Annotated in this window: 18 protein-coding genes and 1 pseudogene; 6 read left to right on the top strand and 13 right to left on the bottom strand. The window is 71.1% G+C overall.

Annotation, left to right across the window (positions count from 1 at the left end):
* Window positions 1-137: 137 nt before the first annotated feature.
* Complete coding sequence (locus ABD466_RS01775; RefSeq protein ID WP_344655091.1) at window positions 138-2003, top strand: putative Ig domain-containing protein; 1866 nt, start codon at window positions 138-140, stop codon at window positions 2001-2003.
* Here the strand turns inward: ABD466_RS01775 and ABD466_RS01770 are convergent, their stop codons facing one another.
* From ABD466_RS01770 to ABD466_RS01760, 3 genes are read right to left on the bottom strand one after another with little or no spacing between them, the layout of a single operon-like run.
* Window positions 2004-2834, bottom strand: coding sequence for a sugar phosphate isomerase/epimerase family protein (locus ABD466_RS01770; protein ID WP_344655090.1), 831 nt, complete (start codon window positions 2832-2834; stop codon window positions 2004-2006).
* Complete coding sequence (locus ABD466_RS01765; RefSeq protein ID WP_344655089.1) at window positions 2831-3907, bottom strand: dihydrodipicolinate synthase family protein; 1077 nt, start codon at window positions 3905-3907, stop codon at window positions 2831-2833. The genes ABD466_RS01770 and ABD466_RS01765 overlap by 4 nt, the downstream gene beginning before the upstream one ends.
* Before the next feature lie 8 nt (window positions 3908-3915).
* A complete protein-coding gene (locus ABD466_RS01760) occupies window positions 3916-5076 on the bottom strand; it encodes a Gfo/Idh/MocA family protein (protein WP_344655088.1) in 1161 nt (386 codons plus the stop codon).
* A gap of 92 nt (window positions 5077-5168) precedes the next feature.
* Here ABD466_RS01760 and ABD466_RS01755 point away from each other — a divergent pair, with 92 nt between their 5' ends.
* Together ABD466_RS01755 and ABD466_RS01750 are read left to right on the top strand one after the other, a co-directional pair.
* Entirely contained in the window at window positions 5169-6329 is a 1161-nt protein-coding gene (locus ABD466_RS01755) for a LacI family DNA-binding transcriptional regulator (protein WP_344655087.1), read from the top strand.
* Window positions 6330-6368: 39 nt separating this feature from the next.
* Window positions 6369-7316 (top strand): EamA family transporter, encoded by a 948-nt coding sequence (locus tag ABD466_RS01750; RefSeq protein WP_344655086.1) that lies wholly within the window; start codon window positions 6369-6371, stop codon window positions 7314-7316.
* 189 nt (window positions 7317-7505) lie between these two features.
* Here the strand turns inward: ABD466_RS01750 and ABD466_RS01745 are convergent, their stop codons facing one another.
* Together ABD466_RS01745 and ABD466_RS01740 are read right to left on the bottom strand one after the other, a co-directional pair.
* Window positions 7506-8126 (bottom strand): response regulator, encoded by a 621-nt coding sequence (locus ABD466_RS01745; RefSeq protein WP_344655085.1) that lies wholly within the window; start codon window positions 8124-8126, stop codon window positions 7506-7508.
* Complete coding sequence (locus ABD466_RS01740; protein WP_425558505.1) at window positions 8123-11515, bottom strand: HAMP domain-containing protein; 3393 nt, start codon at window positions 11513-11515, stop codon at window positions 8123-8125. The genes ABD466_RS01745 and ABD466_RS01740 overlap by 4 nt, the downstream gene beginning before the upstream one ends.
* 205 nt (window positions 11516-11720) lie before the next feature.
* Here ABD466_RS01740 and ABD466_RS01735 point away from each other — a divergent pair, with 205 nt between their 5' ends.
* Window positions 11721-13004 carry a PP2C family protein-serine/threonine phosphatase gene (locus ABD466_RS01735; RefSeq protein ID WP_344655084.1) on the top strand — a complete coding sequence of 428 codons (1284 nt, stop codon included), beginning with the start codon at window positions 11721-11723 and terminating at the stop codon, window positions 13002-13004.
* A 78-nt stretch (window positions 13005-13082) separates the two neighbouring features.
* On the opposite strand, the gene ABD466_RS01730 is transcribed toward ABD466_RS01735, so the two are convergent.
* The 8 genes and pseudogenes from ABD466_RS01730 to ABD466_RS01695 all read right to left on the bottom strand — a co-directional run.
* Window positions 13083-14186, bottom strand: a complete 1104-nt coding sequence (locus tag ABD466_RS01730) for a hypothetical protein (RefSeq protein ID WP_344655083.1) — start codon at window positions 14184-14186, stop codon at window positions 13083-13085.
* Window positions 14187-14264: 78 nt separating this feature from the next.
* Window positions 14265-14777 carry a SigE family RNA polymerase sigma factor gene (locus ABD466_RS01725; protein WP_344655082.1) on the bottom strand — a complete coding sequence of 171 codons (513 nt, stop codon included), beginning with the start codon at window positions 14775-14777 and terminating at the stop codon, window positions 14265-14267.
* A 77-nt stretch (window positions 14778-14854) separates the two neighbouring features.
* A complete protein-coding gene (locus tag ABD466_RS01720) occupies window positions 14855-16126 on the bottom strand; it encodes a class I SAM-dependent methyltransferase (protein ID WP_344655081.1) in 1272 nt (423 codons plus the stop codon).
* A gap of 96 nt (window positions 16127-16222) precedes the next feature.
* Entirely contained in the window at window positions 16223-16966 is a 744-nt protein-coding gene (locus tag ABD466_RS01715) for an alpha/beta hydrolase (RefSeq protein ID WP_344655080.1), read from the bottom strand.
* Window positions 16967-16986: 20 nt separating this feature from the next.
* Window positions 16987-17385: a type II toxin-antitoxin system HicB family antitoxin gene (locus ABD466_RS01710; RefSeq protein WP_344655079.1), complete on the bottom strand. Its 399-nt coding sequence runs from the start codon at window positions 17383-17385 to the stop codon at window positions 16987-16989.
* A 326-nt stretch (window positions 17386-17711) separates the two neighbouring features.
* Window positions 17712-19049, bottom strand: coding sequence for an NAD(P)/FAD-dependent oxidoreductase (locus ABD466_RS01705; protein ID WP_344655078.1), 1338 nt, complete (start codon window positions 19047-19049; stop codon window positions 17712-17714).
* Window positions 19050-19395: 346 nt separating this feature from the next.
* Window positions 19396-20352, bottom strand: a complete 957-nt coding sequence (locus tag ABD466_RS01700) for a Ppx/GppA phosphatase family protein (protein WP_344655077.1) — start codon at window positions 20350-20352, stop codon at window positions 19396-19398.
* Window positions 20353-20367: 15 nt separating this feature from the next.
* Window positions 20368-20876 (bottom strand): annotated as a pseudogene (locus ABD466_RS01695) (DUF501 domain-containing protein); the annotation flags it as partial.
* A 194-nt stretch (window positions 20877-21070) separates the two neighbouring features.
* On the opposite strand from ABD466_RS01695, the gene ABD466_RS01690 reads away from it, so the two are divergent.
* Window positions 21071-21478, top strand: coding sequence for a hypothetical protein (locus tag ABD466_RS01690; RefSeq protein WP_344655075.1), 408 nt, complete (start codon window positions 21071-21073; stop codon window positions 21476-21478).
* Window positions 21475-23055 carry a multicopper oxidase family protein gene (locus ABD466_RS01685; protein WP_344655074.1) on the top strand — a complete coding sequence of 527 codons (1581 nt, stop codon included), beginning with the start codon at window positions 21475-21477 and terminating at the stop codon, window positions 23053-23055. Before ABD466_RS01690 ends, ABD466_RS01685 begins: the two co-directional genes overlap by 4 nt.
* Window positions 23056-23092: the final 37 nt, after the last annotated feature.

The following is a 23092-nucleotide window of genomic DNA, read 5'->3' as shown; positions in this document are numbered from 1 at the left end:
GTTCCCGGCCACGGCGCCCTCGGTAAAGAGCTGGTCATGCCGAAGGTGTTCAAGGGTTTCCCCCGATGCGTCGCCGATCGGCCTTCAGCAGATTGCATTCCGCCACCCATCACCCCACTACCCCCACGAAGGCGGAGATGAAGACCACGTACACCCGGCGGCGCGCCGCGGCGGCAGGAGCGGCGGTAGCCACCATGGCGACCGGCATGGGACTCCTGGCGCTCTCGGCGCAGACGGCGCAGGCCTGGGACATCAACCCGGCGTCCTGCAGCACCGCGCCGCACCAGCACCGGCACGGAGTCGAACCCACCAGGCAGCAGACCCTGTGCGACCGCATCGCCAGGCAGGCGACGACGTCCGGCAGCGAGACCCTGTCCTACGGCGGCGGCGTCGACGGCATCGGCGTGCAGTCCGGCCACTCCCAGGTCTACCTGGTGTTCTACGGTACGCAATGGGGCTCGCAGAGCACTGACGCCAACGGCATATCCACCTTCACCGGCGACCCGAACGGCGCCGCCCCGGTGGTCCAGAAGATGTTCAAGGACATCGGCACCGGCGGCGAGACCTGGTCGGCGGACCTCACCCAGTGGTGCGACGGCCCCAACGTCGCCACCGGCGCCACCAGCTGTCCCAGCAACGCGAACTTCATCCCCTACCAGAGCAACGGCGTCCTGGCCGGCGTCTGGTACGACAACGCGGCGGCCTCGCCGTCCGCGGCCACCGGCCACCAGCTCGGCCAGGAGGCGGTCAACGCCGCGGCGCACTTCGGCAACACCACCGCCGCATCGAACCGTGACGCGTACTACGTGATCCTGTCGCCGCACGGCACCAACCCGGACAACTACAAGAGCCCCACCACCGGATACTGCGCCTGGCACGACTACAACGGCGACACCACGCTCACCGGCGGCGCCGTCACCAGCAACTACGGCGACATCGCGTTCAGCAACCAGCCGTACAACATCGACGTCGGCCAGACCTGCGGCACGAACTTCGTCAACGCCGGCAGCGCGGGCACCCTCGACGGCTACACGATGACCCTCGGCCACGAGTGGCACGAGATGATGTCGGACCAGAACCCGGCCGGCGGCTGGACGAACCACGACTCGTCGAGCTCCTACTACCAGCAGGAGAACTCCGACGAGTGCGCGTGGCTCTCGCCCGGCACCACCGGCGGCGCGGCCAACGTGACGATGGGCTCTGACACCTTCGCCGAGCAGGCCAGCTGGTCCAACGACACCAACTCCTGCGCGATCTCGCACGCGATCCTGAGCCACGGTGGCACCGGCACCAACACCGTCACCGTGACCAAGCCGGCGAACCAGGCGACCACGGTGAACACCGCGGCCTCGCTGCAGATCTCGGCGTCGGACTCGGCCTCGGGCCAGACCCTGACCTACTCCGCCACCGGCCTGCCGGCCGGCCTGGCGATCGACGGCGCCAGTGGTCTGATCTCCGGCACCCCGACCGCGACCGGCACCTCCTCGGTGACCGTCACCGCGACCGACGGCACCGGCGCCTCCGGCTCCGCGAGCTTCAGCTGGACCGTGAACCCGGTCGGCGGCGGCTCGGTCGTCACGAACGGCGGCTTCGAGTCCGGCAGCCTGTCCGGCTGGACCACCTCGGGCAGCGCCGCGGTCACCGGCTCCACCGTCCACTCCGGCAGCTACGCGGCCGACCTCGGCAGCACCTCGCCGACCAACGGCGACTCCAAGGCCGCGCAGACCTTCACCGCTACCAACGGCGGCACGCTGTCCTTCTGGTACCGCGTCGTGTGCAGCGACACCGTCACCTACGACTGGGCCACGGCCACGCTGAAGGACAACACCACCGGCACCACCACGACCGTGCTGGCCAAGACCTGCGTCTCCGACTCCGGGTGGAAGCAGGTGACGAAGGCGCTGACCTCCGGCCACAGCTACACCCTGACCCTGGTCTCGCACGACGACAACTACGCGGGCGACCCGACGTACACCCTGTACGACGACGTCACCGTCGGTTGATCAATATCCTGAGGCGGCGCTGAGCGCCTCATGACGGGCGCGGACGGTGGCGATGGTCTGGTCGCCGTCCGCGTCCCAGATCTCCTGGTTGAAGATCTCGACCTCGGCGTGACCACGCCACCCGGCGGCGGCCACCAGCTCGCGCATCCGCGCGAAGTCGATGTGGCCGTCGCCGACGTGCCCCCGGCCGAGCAGGACGTCGGCGGGCAGCGGCAGGATCCAGTCGCACTCCTGATAGGAGTGGATGCGGTTCCCTCGTCCCGCCCGCGCGACCGACTCCTCCAGCTGCGGATCCCACCACACGTGGTAGGTGTCCACGACGACGCCGACCTGTTCGGCGGGGAAGTGCTCGGCGATGTCCAGCGCCTGGCCGAGGGTGGAGACCACCGCCCGGTCCGCGCAGAACATCGGGTGCAGCGGCTCGATCGCCAGCTTCACGCCGTGCTCGGCGGCGAAGGGAGCGAGGGCGGCGACGCCGTCCAGGACCGCGCCGCGCGCCCCGGGCAAATCCCGCGAGCCGGCGGGCAGGCCGCCGACCACCAGGATCAGCACGTCGGTGCCGACGCCCGCGGCCTCCAGCACGGCCCGCCGGTTGTCGGCCAGGGCCGCCGCACGCTCCTCGGCGGACCCGGCGGTCAGGAAGCCCCCGCGGCACAGACTGGTGACCTCGAGCCCTGAGGTGCGCACGATCTTCCCGGCCGCCTCGATCCCGATCTCCTGGACGCGGTCGCGCCACAGGCCGATCGCCGGGATCCCGTGGCGTACGCAGCCGTCCACGGCTTCGGCGAGCGTCAGACGCTTCACCGTGGCCTGATTCAGCGCGAGCTTCATGAGACCACCGCCTGGAACCGCTTGTCGGCCAGGTCCGGGTCGTCGACGACGCCCGCGATCCGCGCCAGCCGGTACAACTCGGTCAGGTGCGCGGCGTCGCGTGCCGTTTCGAGCCCGCCGACCATCCGGAAGTGATCCTGGTGGCCGTTCAGATAGGCGAGGAACACGAGACCGGTCTTGTAGTGGAACGTGGGCCGCTCGAAGATGTGCCGCGACAGGGCGATGGTCGGCGTCATCAGCCGGTCGTAGGTCTCGAGGTCGCCGTCGTCCAACGCCCGCAACGCCTGCGAAGCCGGGCGCGCGATGCCGTCGAAGATGCCGAGGAGGGCGTCCGAGTGGCCGGCTTCGTCGCCCTTGATGAGCTCCGGGTAGTTGAAGTCGTCGCCGGTGTAGAGGCGCACGCCTGCCGGGAGCCGGCGTCGCAGTGCGATCTCGTGGTCGGCGTTCAACAGCGAGACCTTGATGCCGTCGACCTTCTCCGGGTCGGCGTGAATGAGCTCCAGCACCGTGGCCATGGCGGTCGGGATGTCCTGCGAGCCCCAATAGCCGGTCAACGCGGGGTCGAACATGTCGCCCAGCCAGTGCAGGATCACCGGGTTCGAGGCCTGCGCCAGCAACGGGCCGTAGACCGCCAGGTAGTCGTCCGCGGAGGTCGCCGAGGCGGCCAGCGCGCGGCTGGCCATCAGGATGACGCGGGCCCCGGCGTCCTCGACGACGCCGAGCTGTTCCTCGTACGCGGCGCTGATCTCGGGGAGCGTGTGCGCGCCCGCGGCGAGCTGGTCGGTGCCCGCGCCGCAGGCCAGCAGGGACGGCACGGGCGCGGTGCCCACCGCCCGCGCGGCCGCCCCGCTGCGCCGGATCAGCTCCTGGGTCGCCGGCCAGTCCAGGCCCATGCCGCGCTGCGCGGTGTCCATCGCGTCGGCGATTCCGAAGCCCAGCGACCACAGGTGCTCGCGGAACCGCAGGGTGGCGTCCCAGTCCAGGACCGCGGGCCTTCCGGCGCCGTTGTCGGCGTTCGGATCGGCGACGACATGCGCGGCGGCGTAGACGACGCGTGATGTGAACCTGGTCATCAGAGGGCTCACTCGCCGGCCGTGTTCAGCTCCGGCACGGCGACCTTGCGGCCCTCGCGCCAGGACTGCACACCGAGTTCGGCCAGCTGCACGCCGCGGGCGCCGGCCCACAGGTCGTGGCTGTAGGGCGCGTCGGCGACCAGGTGCGCGAGGAACATCTCCCACTGCACTTTGAAGCCGTTGTCGAGGACGGCGTTGTCCGGCACCTCCTGCCACTGCGCGAGGAAGTCCTCGGTGGCCGGGATGTCGGGGTTCCACACCGGCTTCGGGGTGGCGGCGCGGTGCTGGGCCTTGCAGTTGCGCAGGCCCGCGACGGCGCTCCCGTGGGTGCCGTCGATCTGGAACTCGACCAGTTCCTCGCGGTTGACGCGGGTGGTCCAGGAGGAGTTCAGCGAGGCGACGATCCCGCCTTCGAGCTCGAAGATGGCGTAGGCGGCGTCGTCCGCGGTGGCCTGGTATTCGCGGCCCTGCTCGTCCCAGCGGACGGGGATGTCGGTGCGCGCCTCGGCGTAGACGCTGCGGACCGGCGCGATCACGTGGTCCAGCACGTACCGCCAGTGCGGGAACATGTCGAGGATGATGCCGCCGCCGTCCTCGGCGCGGTAGTTCCAGGACGGACGCTGCGCGGGCTGCCAGTCGCCCTCGAAGACCCAGTAGCCGAACTCGCCGCGCACCGACAGGACGCGGCCGAAGAAGCCGGAGTCGACGAGCCGCTTGAGCTTCAGCAGGCCCGGCAGGAACAGCTTGTCCTGCACCACGCCGTGCTTGATGCCGGCGGCGTCGGCCAGGCGCGCGAGCGCGATCGCCTCGTCGAGGGTCTCGGCGGTCGGCTTCTCGGTGTAGATGTGCTTGCCCGCCTCGACGGCCTTGGTGAGTGCCGGGACGCGGGCCTGCGTGACCTGGGCGTCGAAGTACACGGAGACCGACGGGTCGGCCAGGGCCTCGTCCAGCGAGGTGGTCCACTTCTCCAGGCCGTGCTGCGCGGCCAGCGCCGCGATCTTCTCAGCGTTGCGGCCGACCAGGACCGGTTCCGGCCACACGGTGCGGCCGTCCGGCAGCGCGAGGCCGCCCTGCTCGCGGATGGCGAGGATGGAGCGCAGCAGGTGCTGCCGGTAGCCCATCCGTCCGGTCACGCCGTTCATGGCTATGCCGATCGTTTCGCGCGTCATCGCCCGCTCCTGCCCTGACTGTGATCACCTTGGGACCGCTCCGCGATTGGAAAGCGCTTTCCCGCTGTCTCCTGAGGCGATAGGTTACGAGCGTGCGCACGCAGCGGTCAACACCCACGCCCCGTCGCGGCGCGGCCACCCTGCAACAGGTGGCCGACGCGGCGGGTGTCTCGCTGGCCACCGCCTCGCGCGTCCTCAACGGCAGCACCCGCACCGTGAACCCGGAGTTGAGCGAGCACGTCAAGGAAGTCGCCGCGCGGCTGCGCTACGTCTCGCACGGCCCCGCGCAGGCGCTGGCCCGGGCCACCACGTCGCTGGTCGGTCTGCTGGTGCACGACGTCAACGACCCGTACTTCTCGGCGATCGCCGCCGGCGCGATGCGGGTGGCGCGCGAGCGCGACCTGCTGGTGATGGTCGCGAACACCTACCGCGACCCGGATCTGGAACTGGACTACATCACCCGGCTGGACGCCCAGCGGGCGCGGGCGATCCTGGTGGCCGGCTCGCCGCCGGTGGCCGCCGCCCCGGCCGCCGCGCTGCGCGAGCGGCTGGTGGACTACGTGCACGGCGGCGGTCGCGTGGTGTCGATCGGCGATCAGGGGCCGGACATCGACGCGGTCCTGCCGGAGAACGCGGCCGGCGGGCGGGCCGCGGCGCTGCACCTGGCCGGGCTCGGACACCGGGAGATCGGCGTCGTGACCGGACCGGCCGGGCTGGTGACGGTCGCCGACCGGCTGGAGGGGTTCACCCGGGGCCTGCTGGAGGCGGGTGGTGACATCCACACGACCGCGCTGCAGGGCGACTTCACGCGGGACGGCGGGTACCAGGCCACAAGACGCCTGCTGGAGAAGCACCCGAAGGTGACGGCGGTCTTCGCGCTGAGCGACCTGATGGCCGTCGGGGCGCTGGCCGCGTTGCGGGAGGCGGGGCGGCGGGTGCCGGACGACGTGAGCCTGATCGGGTTCGACGATCTGGCGATCTGCGCCGATCTGACGCCGGCGCTGACCACGGTGCGGGTGGACACCGAGGGCATGGGGGAGCAGGCGATGCGGATGGTGGTCGCCGCCGGGCCGGAGGCGGAGGCTGGGCCCGATGCCGATGCCGATGCCGATGCCGCTGCCGGTACCGGTGCCGGGGACGCGGCCGGTGACGGCGTCCCGGCCGACGCCGCGGTCACCGCGGAACAGCGGACGACCATTCAGAGCCCGACTGAATTGATTGTGCGGGGGAGCACGGGTCCGGCAGTGTCCTGATCGACTTCGCAGTACAGGCACATAGAGGGGGGACCTCAGGTGAATCTGCTCACGGCGGCGGCTGCCTCGGCCGGCGCGCCCGCGATCCTCGTGCCCGTGGTCCTGCTCGCGGCACTCCTGCACGCGAGCTGGAACGCGATCCTGAAGTTCGTCCCGGACAAGCTGACCGGCTCGCTGCTGATGACGGTCTCCGGGGGCGTGATCGCGGCGGCCGGGACGTTCTTCACCGCCGTGCCGGACCGCTCGTCGTGGCCGCTGCTGGTGGTCTCGGCGGTGCTGCACGTCGGCTACTTCCTGATGCTGGCCAAGACCTTCGAGATCGGCGACTTCAACCAGGTCTACCCCCTGGCCCGCGGACTGTCGCCGGTCGTGGTCGCCGGGTTCGCGACGCTGCTGGGCGACCCGATGTCGCGGCACCAGACCGCGGGCATCGCCGTGGTCTGCGGCGGCCTGGCGATCCTGGTCTTCTCGGCGGGCCGCCCCGAACGCGCGCAGGGCAAGGCGATGTTCTGGGCGGTGATGACCGGCCTGTCGATCGCGGTCTACACGGTGACCGACGGCATCGCGGTCCGGCACTCGGGCACGGCGACGGGCTACACGGCCTGGATGATGCTCCTGGAGAGCGCGCTGATGACGACCACGGTCGTGGTGATCATCGCGCGGCGGCGGCAGCCGGAGGGGGCCGAGGGCGGCGGCACCGAGGGCGACGGCATCGAGGGCGGCGCGCTGCGCGCTGCTCTCAGCCGGCTGAGCCGCGCGGACGTACTGCGCGGCGTGGTGGCCGGAACCTTGTCGCTGCTGGCCTACGGCCTGGTGCTCTGGGCCCAGACCCGGGGCGCGCTCGCCGCGGTGTCGGCCCTGCGCGAGACCAGCGTGATCTTCGGAGCGGCGCTCGGCTCGCTGTTCCTGCGCGAGCCGTTCGGGCGGTGCCGGATCTTCGCCGCGGTGACGATCGCGGGAGGGATCCTGATCCTCGAAGCGGCTTAGGCCGGATCCTTCAGACCAGCCAGACCTGCCAGATCTGCAATATCTACAAGACCCTTCAGACCTGCCAGACCTGCCAGACCTGCCAGACGCGCCAGACGCGCCAGACGCGCCAGAGCCGCCTGACGCGCCAAAGCCGCCTGACGCGCCAGAGCCGCCAGACCTCTCAGACCGCCGGAGCGCCCAGACCCTTCAGATCCGCACCGCGTCCAGAGCCGCGCGCATCCGCACGACCCGCCGCTCCAACCGCCCCACCGGGCCCTCCCTTCCGCTCTGGTCGATCAGCAGCGCCAGCGTGCCCTCGATCGCGCCGAGGCGGTTCGACAGTTCCTCCAGCATCCGCGGGGTCACGCCGGCGGTCTCGCGGAGCATCTCGGCCTGCTCCTTCAGCTGGCGGTTCTTGCGGTGCAGTTCGGCGAAGACGCCGACTTTGGCGCGCAGCACCCACGGGTCGAAGGGCTTCGTGAGGTAGTCGGCGGCGCCGGCGGCGTAGCCGCGGAGGGTCTGGTGCGGGCCGTCGCCGGCCGCCGTCAGGAAGATGATCGGGGTGTCGCGGGAGCGTTCGCGCAGGCGGACGTGCGCGGCCACCTCGAAGCCGTCCATGCCGGGCATCCGGACGTCGAGGAGGATCACCGCGAAGTCCTCGCGCAGGACCGCGCGCAGCGCCTGCTCGCCGGAGGCGGCGGTGACGAGCTCGTGGCCGAGGGAGCCCAGGATCGACTCCAGGGCCAGCAGGTTCTCCGGCCGGTCGTCGACCAGCAGGATCTTGATGTCGCCGCCGGAGGGCGGCGTCCGGTGCGGGGTGTCGTTCACGCCGGGGATCCTCCGGGGGAGGTCTGGACGCCCTGGACGCCGGAGTCGGCGTCGAGCCATCCGCGCATCACGGTCAGCAGGTGCGGGGTGTCGACCGGCTTGGTGACGTAGTCCGACGCCCCGGCCTCGATCGACTTCTCGCGGTCGCCGCGCATCGCCTTCGCGGTCAGGGCGATGATCGGCAGGTTCTTGTAACGGTCGATCTCGCGGATCGCGGCCATGGTGGCGTAGCCGTCCATCTCCGGCATCATGATGTCCATCAATACCAGGGCCACGTCGTCCGCGCGTTCCAAAGCCTCGAGTCCGGCCCGGCCGTTCTCGGCGTTGAGCACCGTGCAGCCGTGCTGCTCCAGTACCGAGGTCAGGGCGAAGACGTTGCGGATGTCGTCGTCGACGATCAGGATCTTCTCGCCGTCGAAGGCGACGTCCGCGCCGCCCGCGTAGAGGTCGGCCGCGGCCATGCCCGGCAGGTACAGGTCCGGGTGCGGCTGCTGGTCCGGGATCAGCGGCAGGGTCGGGGCCGGTTCCGGGCCCCGCGGGCCGCCGGTCGCGCCGCCCGGGCTCAGCGGGAGCGTCCCGAACGCCGGCCCCGTCCCCGCGCCGGCCGGCACCGCGCTCTCCGGCCCGACCGCGCGCGGCAGGAACAACGTGAACGTCGACCCGCGGCCGCGCTGGCTCTCGGCCCGGATCCCGCCGCCCAGCAGCTTCGCGATCTCCCGGCTGATGGACAGTCCCAGCCCGGTCCCGCCGTACCGGCGCGAGGTGGTTCCGTCCTCCTGCTGGAAGGCCTCGAAGACGGTCTGGATCTTGTCGTCCACGATGCCGATGCCGGTGTCCGACACGGCGAACGACACCGCCCGGTCCAGCACCACCTCGTTGCTGTCCTCCGGACCGCCCAGCACCACGTCGTCGACGGTGTCCACGACCAGTTCCACGTGCCCGGTCTCGGTGAACTTCACCGAGTTGGACAGCAGGTTCCGCAGCACCTGCTGCAGCCGCTGCTCGTCGGTGAACAGGTGGGCCGGCACCGACGGCGCCACCCGCACCCTCAGGTCCAGGCCCTTCTGCTCGGTCTGCGGGCGGAACGTCGCCTCGACGTAGTCCACCAGCTGGCTGACCGCTATCCGGGCCGGCTGCACGTCCATCCGCCCGGCCTCGATCTTGCTCAGGTCCAGGATGTCGTTGATCAGCTGGAGCAGGTCGCTGCCCGCGCCGTGGATGGTCTCGGCGTACTCCACCTGCCGCTCGGTCAGGTTGCCCTCGGCGTTGTCGGCCATCAGCCGGGCGAGGATCAGCAGGCTGTTCAACGGCGTGCGCAGCTCGTGGGACATGTTCGCCAGGAACTCGGACTTGTAGCGCGAGGACATCGTGAGCTGGTTCGCGCGCTCCTCCAGCTCCTGCCGCGCCTGCTCGATCTCCGAGTTCTTGACCTCGATGTCCTGGTTCTGCCGGGCCAGCAGCTCGGCCTTCTCCTCCAGTTCGGCGTTGGAGCGGCGCAGCTCCTTCTGCTGCATCTGCAGCTCGTCGGTGCGCGCCTTGAGCTCGTCGGCCAGCCGCCGGGACTCGCCGAGCAGCTCCTCGGTGCGGGTGTTGGCGGTGATGGTGTTGACGGTGACGCCGACCATCTCCATCAGCGACTCCAGCAGCGCCCGGTGCACCTCGTCGAAGAGGTGGAAGCTGGCCAGTTCGATGACCGCCATCACCTCGTTCTCGAACAGCACCGGCAGCACCGCGATCGAGGACGGCGGCGCCGAGCCGAGCCCGGAGGAGATGCGGATGTAGTCGGCCGGCGCGTGCTGGATCATGATCGGCTTGCGCTCCACCGCGGCCTGCCCGACCAGGCCCTGGCCCAGCCGGAAGCCGGGCGCCACGTCCGCCGACTCGCGGTCCACGCCGTAGGACGCGACCAGGTTCAGCACCTTCGTGCCGCCCTCCCGGCGGGCCAGGTAGAAGGCCCCGTACTGGGCGTTCACCAGCGGGGTCAGCTCACTCATGATCATCGCGGCCACCGCGTCCAGGTCGCGCTGGCCCTGCATCAGACCGCTCATCCGCGCCAGGTTGGTGTTCAGCCAGTCCTGCTGGTCGTTGCGGCGGGTGGTCTCGCGCAGGTTGCCGATCATCTGGTTGATGTTGTTCTTCAGGTCCGCGACCTCGCCCTTGGCCTCGACCGTGATCAGCCGGGTCAGGTCGCCGGAGGTGACCGCGGTGGCCACCTCGGCGATCGCGCGCACCTGCGTGGTCAGGTTCCCGGCCAGCTCGTTCACCGACTCGGTGAGCCGCTGCCAGGTCCCGGACACGTCCTCGACCGTGGCCTGGCCGCCCAGCTTGCCCTCGATGCCGACCTCGCGGGCGACGCGGGTGACCTCGGAGGCGAACGCGGACAGCCGCGCCACCATGGTGTTGATCGTGGTCTTCAGTTCCAGGATCTCGCCGCGGGCGTCGACGTCGATCCGCTTGGACAGGTCGCCGTTCGCCACCGCGGTGGTCACCTGCGCGATGTTCCGCACCTGGCCGGTCAGGTTGTTCGCCATCGCGTTGACGTTGTCGGTGAGGTCCTTCCAGGTGCCGGCGACGCCGCGCACCGTGGCCTGGCCGCCGAGCTTGCCCTCGGTGCCGACCTCGCGCGCCACCCGGGTGACCTCGTCGGCGAAGGTGCCGAGGCGGTCCACCATCTTGTTCAGCGTGGTCTTCAGTTCCAGGATCTCGCCGCGCGCGTCGACGGTGATGGTCTGCGTCAGGTCGCCGGAGGCCACCGCCGTGGCCACCTGCGCGATGTTCCGCACCTGCGTCGTCAGGTTGTCGGCCATGGAGTTCACCGAGTCGGTGAGGTCCTTCCAGGTGCCGGCCACGCCGGGCACCCGGGCCTGGCCGCCGAGTCGGCCCTCGGTGCCCACTTCCAGCGACACCCGGGTGACCTCGTCGGCGAACCCTGAGAGCTGATCCACCATCGTGTTGATGGTGTCCTTCAGCTCCAGCATCTCGCCGGCCACCTCGACGGTGATCTTCTGGGTCAGGTCCCCCTGCGCGACGGCCGTGGTGACCCCCGCTATGTCCCGGACCTGGGCGGTCAGGTTGCGGGCCGCGGAGTTCACGGAGTCCGTGATGTCGCGCCAGATGCCCTCGGCGTGCGGCACCGTGGCCTGGCCGCCGAGCCGGCCCTCGGTACCGAGCTCGCGGGCCACCCGGATCACCTCCGAGGCGAAGCCGGACAGCTGGCCGACCATCGCGTCGATGGTCTCGGCCAGCTCGCGCACCGGGCCGTCGACGCCCCCCGGCAGGGTGATCTTCCTGGACAGGTCGCCGCGGGCCACCGCCTGCGCCACTTCCAAGATCGCGCCGAGCTGGCGGTCCAGCTCGGCGTCCGACCCGACGTCCGATTGCAGCGTCATCGCCGCGCCTCCTTGCGCGTCGGCGGCCTGGCATCTGCTGCGTGACGTGGGTGGCTCACGGCGCTCGCGGAGCCACCCGACGTGCGGCGGCGGCCGCCCGGTGTTCTCTCGGTCTGTCACAGTGTCGCAGATCGTCCGGGCGGAAACGGATGAACCATACGATTAGCCCGCACGCGAGCCCCGAGCAGGGCTAGGCTCGACAGCGATGTCCTCACGCACCTCCCGTCCGTCTCTTTCCCGGGACCGCCCCGAAGAAGCGGTCCGGCTCACGATCCTTTCCCAGGCCGGCGAACTCCTGGCCGGCACGCTCGACCGGCGCCGGCTCGCCGCGCTGGCGTCCCAGCTCATCGTGCCGAGGCTGGCGGACTGGGTGGCACTGTTTCCGCCCCCGGGGTTCCAGGGGGGTGCGGATCACTCGAACGTGTCATCGTCCCCGGCGGCCGAGCACCTCTGGCACCGCGAGGAGCGCCGGCTGGACGCGCTGGCCGCGGCGCTGGCCGACTGGCGGCCGCCGCCGACCGGTGGGATCCATCACACCGGCGCGGAATGGCCGGTCCCGGTCGCCTCGCCGTTCGGCCAGGCGCTGCCGATCCCGCTGACGGCGCGCGGCGCGGCGCTGGGCACCCTGGTGCTCGGCGGCCCGGGCAAGGGCGGCTTCGGCGGGGCGACCCTGACCCTGGCCGTGGAACTGGCCGCGCGCATCGCGGCCGCGCTGGACAACGCGCGGCTGTACGCGGAGCAGCTGGAGATCGTGCGCGGCCTGCAACGCTCGCTGCTGCCGCCGACCCTGCCGCAGATCGACGGGCTCGACATCGGCGTGGTCTACGAGGCGGCGTCCAACAGCGACGGCGTGCACGTCGGCGGCGACTTCTACGACGTCTTCCCGATCACGCCGAAGGTGTGGGGCTTCGCGGTCGGCGACGTCTGCGGCACCGGCCCGGAGGCCGCGGCGCTGACCGGCCTGGCCCGGCACTCGCTGCGGCTGCTGGCCCGCGAGGGCCGCTCGCCGGTGTCGGTGGTGGAGCGCCTGAACCAGGCGGTGCTGGAAGAGGGCGAACTCGCCGGCGACGCCGGGCGGTTCATCACCCTGTTGTACGGCGAGGTGGAACCGCGCCCGGACGGCTCGGCGCAGCTGGTGATGGTCTGCGCGGGCCATCCGCTGCCGCTGATCCTGCGCCAGGACGGCACCGTGCGCGCCGCCGCGAACCCGCAGGCGCTGCTCGGCGTGCTGCCCGAACCCGCGCTGTACGCGGAGGACGTCGAGCTGGGCGCCGGCGAGGTGCTGCTGGTCTACACCGACGGCGCGAGCGAGCGGCGCAACGGCCGCCGGATGCTCGGCGACGAGGGTGTGGCCGCCGCTCTGGCCGGCTGCTCGGGGATGACGGCGGCGGGGGTGGTCGCCCGCGTGCGGCAGGCCGTGGCGGACTTCGGGTCGTCGGGGACGCGCGACGACTTGGCGTTGTTGGCGGTGCGGGCTTCGCGGAGCTGAGGCGGGTCCTCGTAGGCTGCGAAGGGCCCGGAACACTGTCCCGGGCCCTGTCGGTGATCGGTGATCGGTGATCAGTGATCAGTGCGCGGCCTTGGGCGGTGTGGCCAGGACGAGAGAACTGGGCAGGGTCCCGATGTCGGCGGGCTTCTGGGGAGTCGGCGGGTTGGCGGGCCGCTTGGGAACCGGCAGCTCCTTGATGTCCGGCGCGGCCAGCGCGTCGGCGAGGCCCTTCTCGGTCCAGGGCATGGGATCCACCGACTTGCCCCAGACGAACCCGGGGTTCAGCAGCCCCCAGAGGGCGGTGGTGTGATCGTTGACCGAGTGGTCGTAGACCTGGGTGTCGGAGACGGCGACGGTCACCCTTCCGCCGTCCGCGAAGACCCGGTCGGCCAGGATGATCCGGGCCGGGAGATTCGTGGAATGCGACGTGACGACGTACGAGCCGTCGGCCAGCTCGTGCTTGTCGCAGGCGGACCAGGTGATGTGCATCTCGGGATCGACGCCGTTGGCCCAGATGTCGCAGGGGACGTTGCCGGTGCGGCCGAGCGAGCCCGGCGACCAGATGTAGACGCCGACCTGGCCGAACGCCGTGGACTTGGCCCGCGGGTCCTCATGGGCCAGCAGGTCGGTGCTGCCGTCCGGGGTCCAGGCGCCGGCGGCCCAGACGCTCGAGGTCATCCAGTTCTCGGAGGGCCCGACCGTCTTCGGGCCCCGCTCGACCGGACGCAGATGGCGGCCGTCCGGGTCGAGGACCTTGAGCAGGCTCGCCAGATTCTCGGCGGCGCGGTCGGGGATCCGGACGGTGCCGGGGTGGGAGAAGTCGCCGTTGGCCGGCCCGCCGCCCATCGTGACGAAGAAATGGTCGCCGATCGTCTCGGCGAGTTCCTTCTCGCGCGCTGTCGGCCAGGACGGGCTGGTCGACGCGGTGCCGGGCGTCGCGCCGGTCCCGGACCGGTCCGCGGACCGGTCCGATCCGCCGAGCGTCCCGTACACCGTCGCCGACAGGCCCACGACCGCGGCCAGGCCGGCGGCGCCGCCGGCGCGGTGCCACGTGCGGCGGCGGTTGCCGATCCGCGCGGCCGCGGCGGCGTCGGGGATCCAGTGCGGTTCGTCGAGGGAGGTGCGGGCGCGGTCGAAGACGTGGCCGGCCCAGGCGTCGTCGGTGTGGTCGATGTCTGTCATGGTGCGATTCCGTTTCCCGTTCTCGGTGTCGAGGGCGGTTCCGGCGTCGGCCCGGGACTGGGCGCCGACGCGCGGCCGTCAGCGGTCCGCGTTGCTCGGTGCGAGGGCCGTGCCCGCCAGCAGCGGGCGCAACGCCGCCAGGCCGCGGGCGGCCTGGCTCTTCACGGTTCCCACGGCACAGCCGAGCGCTGCGGCCGTCTCCTCGACGCTCAGGTCCTCCCAGTAGCGCAGCACCAGCACCGCGCGCTGCCGCGGGGGCAGGCGGCGCAGGGCGGCGACCAGGACGTCGCGGTCGTCGGGGGGTGCGGTGCCGGGCGCCTCACCGTCCGGCACGAACTCCGCGGGCGTCTCCTTCCGCCACTTCATGCGGCGGGTGTCGACGAAGGCGTGGAAGAGCGTGGTGCGCAGGTACGCGTCGAAGGTCTCGCCGCGTTTGATGCGCGCCCAGTGCAGATGGAGCTTGACGAACACGCCCTGGACCAAGTCCTCGGCCAGGTGCCAGTCGCCGCACATCAGATAGGCGGTGCGCCGCAGGGCCGCGCCCTTGGCGGCGACCACTTCGGCGAACTCCGCCTCGTACGACTTGTCCATCCCCGTGCCCCTCCGTAGATGCCGGGCCGGCGCCGGCACGAGTCATACGGAAGTGTGGGGCGGGAAGGTTGCCCCGGCTAGCGGCGAGTGTAGGTGAGCTGCGAGACCCCGAGGTAGCCGGAGGCGAAGCCGGCCTCGCAGTAGGCCAGGTAGAAGCGCCAGGTGCGGCGGAAGACCTCGTCGAAGCCCAGGGCGGCGACCCGCGGCCAGTTGTCCTCGAACCGGTGCCGCCAGACGCGCAGCGTGCGGGCGTAGTCGAGGCCGAAGTCGCGGCGGGCCGCCAGGCGCAGGCCGGCGGTGCCGGTGGCGTGGTCCAGCGCGGTGATCGAGGGGATCAGGCCGCCGGGGAAGACGTACTTGTGGATCCACGAGTACGAGTCCTGGGTCGCGAGCATCCGGTGGTGCGCCATGGTGATGGCCTGGATCGCGACCCGGCCGGCCGGGGCCAGGTTGCGCTCGATGGCCTGGAAGTAGTCCGGCAGGTAGCGGCGGCCCACGGCCTCGATCATCTCCACCGACACCACGGCGTCGAACGGCAGGTCCTCGGCCACCTCGCGGTAGTCGGCGAGGCGGACCTCGATCCGGTCGGCCAGCCCGGCCGCGGCGATCCGCCGGCGGGCCAGCTCCCGCTGCTCTTCGGACAGCGTCAGGCTCAGCACCGTGGCGCCGCGCTCGCCGGCCGCCTTCATGGCCAGCGCGCCCCAGCCCGTGCCGATCTCCAGCAGCCGCGTGCCCTTGCGCACCCCGGCCGCGTCCAGGACCGCGTCGATCTTGCGCAGCTGGGCGGCGTGCAGGTCGCCGGCGCCGTCGGCGTCCGCGACCGGGTCGAACAGCGCCGAGGAGTACGTCATCGAGGGGTCGAGGAAGAGCTCGAACATCTCGTTGGACAGGTCGTAGTGCGCGTGCGCGTTGTGGCGGGCGCCGCGGCGGTCGTTGTCCTGCTCGCGCGGCATGTGCTGCATCTGCACGCCGCGCAGCCGCTGCAACGGCTGCGGGATCAGGTGCTCCAGGCGCTGCGCCAGCTCGGTGAGCAGGGCGGCCAGCTCGTCGCCGGTCTCGGTGTCCCAGGCGCCGGTCTGGTAGGCCTCGCCGAACCCGATCAGGCCGTCCCTGCCCAGCCGGTTCAGGAACTCCTTGGGCCGCCGCACCCGCAGCACCGGACCCCCGCCGCCAGGCACCCCGGCCCCGGCCAGCGCCAGGCCGTTGGGCGCGACCACGGTCACCGGGACGTCCTTGAGCGCGTGGGTGAACAGCCGGCGCGCGATCCGTGCCCGCACCGGGTGCTCCGGAATCCGCGCGAGGTCCGGCCAGCGGTCGGCATCGATCAGCAGGATGGGCGGCTGGGTCATCTCTCCGCTCCGAGCTCAGGTTCGTCGCATGGAACGCCTTGGCACTGAATGCACTGGCACTGAACGCATTAGTAACCTAACACGCAGTTCGGAACGCTATGTGCGGACTCGTCCATCTGAGATCAGAACACGCTGTAAACCATCGGCCCCGCCGGCCCCGAACGCCCCACCGATGACGTCGGCGTACCGGGGCGGCGCCGCATCCGCGTCCACCAGGCACGTATGGGTGAACGCCAGAACGAGGCGGTTCCAGTCCCGCGCCCGCGCCAGCATCGTGTGGCCGGAGCCGGGGAGCACGATCCGCGCCACGTCGTGGCCCTCGGCGCGGGCTCGGACGGCGTACTCGAACGAGGAGCGGGGCGAGGTGACGCGGTCGCGGGTGCCGTGCGCGAGGAGCAGCCGCCGGCCGGTGAGCTGCGTCGTCGGCTCGTGGGGCGGCAGCCACGGCGCCAACCCGAGCACGCCCACCACGCCGGGGGCGTCGGCGGCGTTCACCACGGCCCGCCCGCCGAGCGAGTGCCCGGCCAGCACCAGCGGCACGTCCCCGTACCGCTTCCCGAGCTGCTCGACGGCCCAGCGGACGTCCGGCACCGGCGCCCGCTCGTCGTCGTTCCACCCCTGGTACCGGAAGTGCATGGTGTGCACCGCGACCCCGACCCCGCCCAACCGCGGCGCGACGGCCCGCGCGATCATCCGCACCCGCTGCACCGGCCCGCCCCGGGCGCGCGGCGGCCGATGCGAGTGCTCCTTGCCGCCGTGCGCCAGCAGCACGACGCCGGCCACGGTCCCGGGCACCGGGCGGATCGGCGGGTCGAGGCGGGGTTCGAGTTCCCTGCTCACGGGAGCGAATGTACAGGCGGCTAGCAGTCGGCGAGAAGCTGGTAGACGCGCTGCTTGCTGATATCGAGCAGAGCCGCGGCGTCGACGACCTTGACGCCGGCCGCTCTGAGCCGACGTGCGGACTCCGCCAGCGTCCGTTGCTCGGCCGCAGCGGCTTCGTCCCGGGCGGCCCGAGCTTGTTCCACCTGGCTTATGGCGGTCTCAGCATGGTCGGGCAGGTGGACTTCCATCGTCACCACCACCCGGTTCGCGGCCACTTCGAGCATTGTGGCGACGGCATCACGTGCCATGCTCTTGGCCTGGTCGTATGTGCGACCCTGTGTGTAGACCCCACGCAGCTCAGGGACGGTGACGACCCACCAGTCGCCGTCGAGTTCGGCGATCGCCCGGTAGCTCTTGGGGGCTTCTGCTTCCGTCATTGACTCGCCTCCTTGAGGATCTTCTTGGCCAGCAGTTCGGCGATTTCGGCATGCCGAGGGATGGTCAACTGAACTGGCCGACACGATAGATGTCGTGGTTCGCGCCATGGCGGACGAGCTCGAACTCGACTGAGGCGGCCTCTGCGATCTCGTTGAGGCTCTTCAGCGGGTCACGCCGTTTCATGATCTGAATCTAGCTAGGCTAGAGCGGACCCTTCTAGCCTAGCTAGAAACTTTCACTCTGGTGAGCGACAAAAGGCCGAGGCCCGCCGGAGGACAACCTCCGACGGGCCTCGCCCTTCAGCTGTGCGGCAGGCGCCAGGACGTCACGCGGCCTTGCGCAGGTCCCCCGCCGCCTCGGCGAACTCGTCGCGCGGGCGCTCGATCGAGCCCAGGCCGACGGCCTCGCGGCGGAAGAACAGCGCCAGGGTCCAGTCGGCGATGACGCGGATCTTGCGGTTGAAGGTGGGGACGCGGCTCATGTGGTACGTGCGGTGCATGAACCAGGCCGGCCAGCCGCGGAGGCGGACGTTGTAGACGTCGGCGACGCCCTTGTGCAGGCCCAGGGAGGCCACCGAGCCCACGTGCTTGTGCTTGTACTCGCGGGGTTCGAAGCCGCGGACGCGGGCGACCACGTTGTCTGCGAGCTGCTTGGCCTGGCGGACCGCGTGCTGGGCCGAGGGGGAGCAGAACTTGCCGGGGTTGGTCAGGTCCGGGACCTGGGCGCCGTCGCCGGCGCTCCAGACGTTGTCGAAGCCCTCGACCTGGAGGGTCGGCTGCGCCATCACGTGGCCGCGCTCGCCCAGCGGGACGCCGAACTTCTGCACCACCGGGTTCGGCTTGACGCCGGCGGTCCAGACGATCGTGGAGGCCACCATCTTGGTGCCGTCGGAGAGCTGCACGCGGCGGTTGACGCAGGACTCCAGGAAGGTGTTCAGCTTGACCTGGATGCCGCGCTTCTCCAGCTCGCGGACGGTGTACTCGCCGAGCGCGGGGCGGACCTCGGGGAGGATGCGGCCGGAACCCTCGACCATCACCCAGCGCATGTCCTCGGGGCGGATGTTCGGGTAGATCTTGCAGGCGTCGCGGGCCATGTCCTCCAGCTCCGCGATGGCCTCGATGCCGGCGAAGCCGCCGCCGACGAAGACGAAGGTGAGCGCCCGGCGGCGGATCTTCTCGTCCTTGGTGGTGGCCGCGATGTCCATCTGGCCCAGCACGTGGTTGCGCAGGGCTATGGCCTCTTCGATCTGCTTGAAGCCGATGCCGTGCTCGGCCAGGCCCGGGATCGGGAGGGTGCGCGCGATCGAGCCGACCGCGATCACCAGCTGGTCGAACTCGATCTCGTACGGGTCGCCGGCGATCGGCTCGATCGCCGCCACCTTGCGCTCGTGGTCGATGTCGGTGACCCGCGCGGTGAGCACCTCGGCGCGCTTGAGCACCCGGCGCAGCGGCACCACGACGTGGCGCGGGGACAGGGAGCCGGCCGCCGCCTCGGGCAGGAACGGCTGGTAGGTCATGTACGAGCGCGGGTCGACGACCGTCACCAGCGCCTCGTCCTTGCCGAGCTTCTTGAGAATGCGGTGCGCCGTGTACATCCCGACGTAGCCGCCGCCAACGATCAGAATCCGGGGGATCGCCTTGCCGTTCCCGCTCGCCTTACCCACTTGTGCTCGCCTCCGCCGCCTAGTCCAAGGCCGCCTGTTCGACGCTTCTTTCGGTTGCTTCAAGCGTAGAGACGTTTTGTTAGTGCTCGGTGTGACGGGTGTTAAGAGACGGTGCCGGCGAGGAGATTTGGGCGCGTTTGGCGGTGATTGCGCTCGTGACGCTGGTCACACTGTGAGGAACGTTACAGCTATGGCGACAATGTGTCAGGTAGTGAGACCGATTCGACAATCTGTAGAAGAAGTTCCTTCGACACAGTGTAGAAGAAAATCGGCGCCCGTGCGCGGGACTTCGAGGATGAGGGGTCAACGGGCGGGAGGAGCCCGGTGTTCCCGGGCCCCGCGGCCCTCAGGCGATGCTCGCCGCGATCCCGTCCAGGATGTCCCGCTCGCTGACCACGACCTCCGGGGTGACCAGGTTCGGCGCCACCCGCTCCATGATCGCCAGCAGCACCAGCGCGCCGGCCCCGATCACGTCGGCGCGCCCCGGGTGCACGGCGGGGACCGCCTTGCGCTCCTCCGGGGTCATGCCCAGCAGCCGGCCGGAAATGTCGCGGACGCGGCCCAGCGACATGTGCGACAGGTGGACGCGTTCGGAGTCGTACTCCTCCAGCTCCAGCGCGATCGCGCCGAGTGTGGTCACCGTGCCGGCCAGGCCGACCAGGGTGCGCGCCTCCTCCAGCGGGACGGCCTCGGCGGCGCGGTCGATGAGCTTCTCGATGTCGGCACGGGCGGCCTTGATCTGCCCCTGCGTGGGCGCGCCGTCGCTCTTCAGGTGGCGCTCGTACATGCGCACGCAGCCCATGTCGACGCTGCGGGCGGCGATGACGCCGCTCCGGCCGTCGCCGAGGACGAACTCCGTGGAGCCGCCGCCGATGTCGATGACCAGGTACGGGGCGTGGTGCCGGTCGTGGGGGAGCTCGGTGGTGGCCCCGGTGAAGGAGAAGCGGGCCTCCTCGTCGCCGGTGGCGACGTACGGCTCGACGCCGAGGATCCCCTTCACGCCGTCGACGAACTCCTGCCGGTTCTCGGCGTCGCGGGTGGCGCTGGTCGCGACGAAGCGGAGCGGGATCGGCGTGCCGCCGCTGTTGCGCTCGATGAGGTCCTGGTACTCCAGGCAGGCCGCGAAGGTGCGCTCCAGGGCGGCCGGGGCGAGCCGGCCGGTGGCGTCGACGCCCTCACCGAGCCGGACGATCCGCATCTCGCGCACCACGTCGGTGGCGCGGCCGGTGCGGGGGTGGACGTCGGCGATCAGGAGCCTGATGGAGTTGGTGCCGCAGTCGATCGCGGCCACGCGCTTGGTCATGCCTTCCATCGTCCGCTATGCCCCCGGTTCCACACAGGGTCCCGCCTTCCACCACTCCGGCAGCAGCGCCAGCGCCTCGTCGCCGAGGGGGTTCACCCCGGGGCCGGCCGCCAGGGCGTGGCCGACCAGCACGTGCAGGCACTTCACCCGGTCCGGCATGCCGCCGGCGGTGGGGAAGCCCTCCAGCACCTCGATCTCGTCGCGCCGGGCCCGGTAGTCCTCGTCGGCGGCGCGGTAGGCCGCGGCCAGTTCCGGATCCGTCGCGAGGCGCTCGGTCATCTCCTTCATCAGGCCCGAGGCCTCCAGGGTGCCGATCGCCGACGCCGCCTTGGGGCAGGTCAGATAGAACAGCGTCGGGAACGGGGCGCCGTCCGGCAGCCGCGGCGCGGTCTCGACCACGTCCGGGTTGCCGCACGGACAGCGATGGGCGACGCGGCGTACGCCGCGCGGCGTACGGTTCAGTTGCGCCTCCACGGCGGCCAGGTCGATCTGGTCCACCGGGGGCGGGGCGGGGTCGGGGGCGGCGGCGTCGTTCGTCATGATTCGGACCAGCCTACGGCGGATCCGGCCGCGCCGCTCCCAGGACGCCGGGCCGGGTACTTCCGCTGGAGTACGCCTCCTGACTCCTCACGAGGGACGCATAGATCAACTTCCTGTGCCAGCATCGTGCCGTCATCTCGGAAAAAAAGAAGAAGACGACGTCGAGGGGGACGTAACGATGCTTCCGGCTCTGCGCGTGGTGGCCGTGCTCCACGCGCTTTCGTTCTTGGTGCAGCCGATCATGGCCGGGTTCTTCCTGTCCGGCCAGGACCAGGCGATCGACATGCACGCCACCAACGCCATGATCCTGGCCACGTTGTGCCTGGTCATGACCATCCTGGCCTTCCCCGTCTGGCGCCGGGGGCTGGTGCCGCGCGCGGTCTTCACCACCGCGGCGGGGCTCCTGGTCGCCGAGATGGTGCAGATGATCGCCGGGTTCGGGCACCTCATGTGGCTGCACATCCCGCTCGGCGTGATCATGATGGGCGGCATCGCCACCTTCATGCCGCTGGTGATGCGCCCGCAGCCGCGCCCCGCCGCCGCCGGCCCGCTGGCCGCCGTGCCGGCCGCGGAGGCCGGCGAATGACCGTCCGTCTGTCCCGCCGCGGCGCGTTGCGGCTGGCCGGCGGCGCCGGACTGGCCGCGGCGTTCGGCCCGGCGCTGGCCTCCTGCGCCAAGCCCGGCAACGACGGGATCAACCCCGGGACGCTGGAGAGCAAGGCGAAGCTGCCGCAGCCGTTCACCGTGCCGCTGCCGATCCCGGAGCCGCTGGCGCCGACGAGCACCGACGCGCAGGGTGCGCACTACGCCATGACCCTGCGGCAGGCCGAGGTCGAGATCCTGCCCGGCTACAAGACCGCGATCTACGGCTACAACGGCACGTTCCCGGGCCCGTACCTGGACGTCCGGGCCGGCACGCCGATGGTCGTGCACCAGACCAACCAGCTGCCGGTGCCGATCGTCACGCACTTGCACGGCGGCCTGACGCCGCCCAGCGACGACGGCTTCCCCACCGACTTCGTCCTCCCGAAGGCGCTGGCGGACATGGCCGACCCGGCGAAGGCCGCGTCCATGCCGGGCATGGGCGGCATGCCGTCGATGCACGATCCGCTGGCGCACATGACCGCGGTCGAGCGCGACTACGTCTTCCCGCTCAAGCAGCGCGCCGCCACGCTCTGGTACCACGACCACCGCATGGACTTCACCGGCGCGCAGGTGTGGAAGGGCCTGTTCGGGCTCTGCGTCGTGCGCGACGACGAGGACGACAAGCTCCCGCTGCCCAAGGGCGAGCGTGAGATCCCGCTGCTCATCGCGGACCGCGCCTTCGACGCCGACGGCCAGCTGCTGTACCCGGTCGACGACCCGACGCTGCTCGGCAAGCCGGGCATGAAGGGGTCGATCAAGGCCGGGGCGCAGGGCGACGTGATCCTGGTGAACGGCGCCCCGTGGCCGTTCCTGGAGGTCGCCGCGGTGAAGTACCGGCTGCGGCTGGTCAACGCCTCCAACGCGCGCCGTTACGAGCTCAAGCTCGACGGCCCCGGCGGCGGCGAGTTCGTCCAGGTCGGCTCGGACGGCGGCCTGCTCGCCGCCCCGGTCACGCACTCCACCCTGCACATCTCCCCCGCCGAGCGCTTCGACGTGGTCGTGGACTTCTCGAAGTACCCGGTCGGCTCGACCGTGACGCTGAAGAACGCGGCCGGCGACGGGGGCACGGCGAAGGTGATGCAGTTCAAGGTGACGTCCAAGGCCTCCGACGAGTCCAGCGTCCCGGCCAGGCTGTCCACCATCGAGAAGCTCGTCGTCGACGGCGAGAAGCGCCGCCTGGTCTTCGCGCTCAAGGGCGGCGAGTGGCAGGTGAACGGCAAGTCCTTCGACCCGGCCAAGCCGTTGTTGAAGGCCGAGTTCGGCAAGGTCGAGGAGTGGACCGTCACCAGCGTCGAGCGGCACCCGGTGCACCTGCACGGCGCGCACTTCCAGGTGCTGAAGCGGGCCTCCGGAAGCGGCGACTACGACGAGGGCTGGAAGGACACGGTCGAACTGTCACCGGGCTCTGAGATCACCCTCGCGGTGCGGTTCGACGCCTACCGGGGCCGGTACGTCGCGCACTGCCACAACCTGGAGCACGAGGACATGGCGATGATGGCGGCGTTCCAGGTGGTGTGAAGGGCGTGAAGACGGAACGGGCACCCGCGGAGGATCC

Source organism: Catenulispora subtropica, assembly GCF_039531675.1.
Classification (GTDB): Bacteria; Actinomycetota; Actinomycetes; order Streptomycetales; family Catenulisporaceae; genus Catenulispora; species Catenulispora subtropica.
This window is presented reverse-complemented; position numbering and strand designations above follow the sequence as displayed.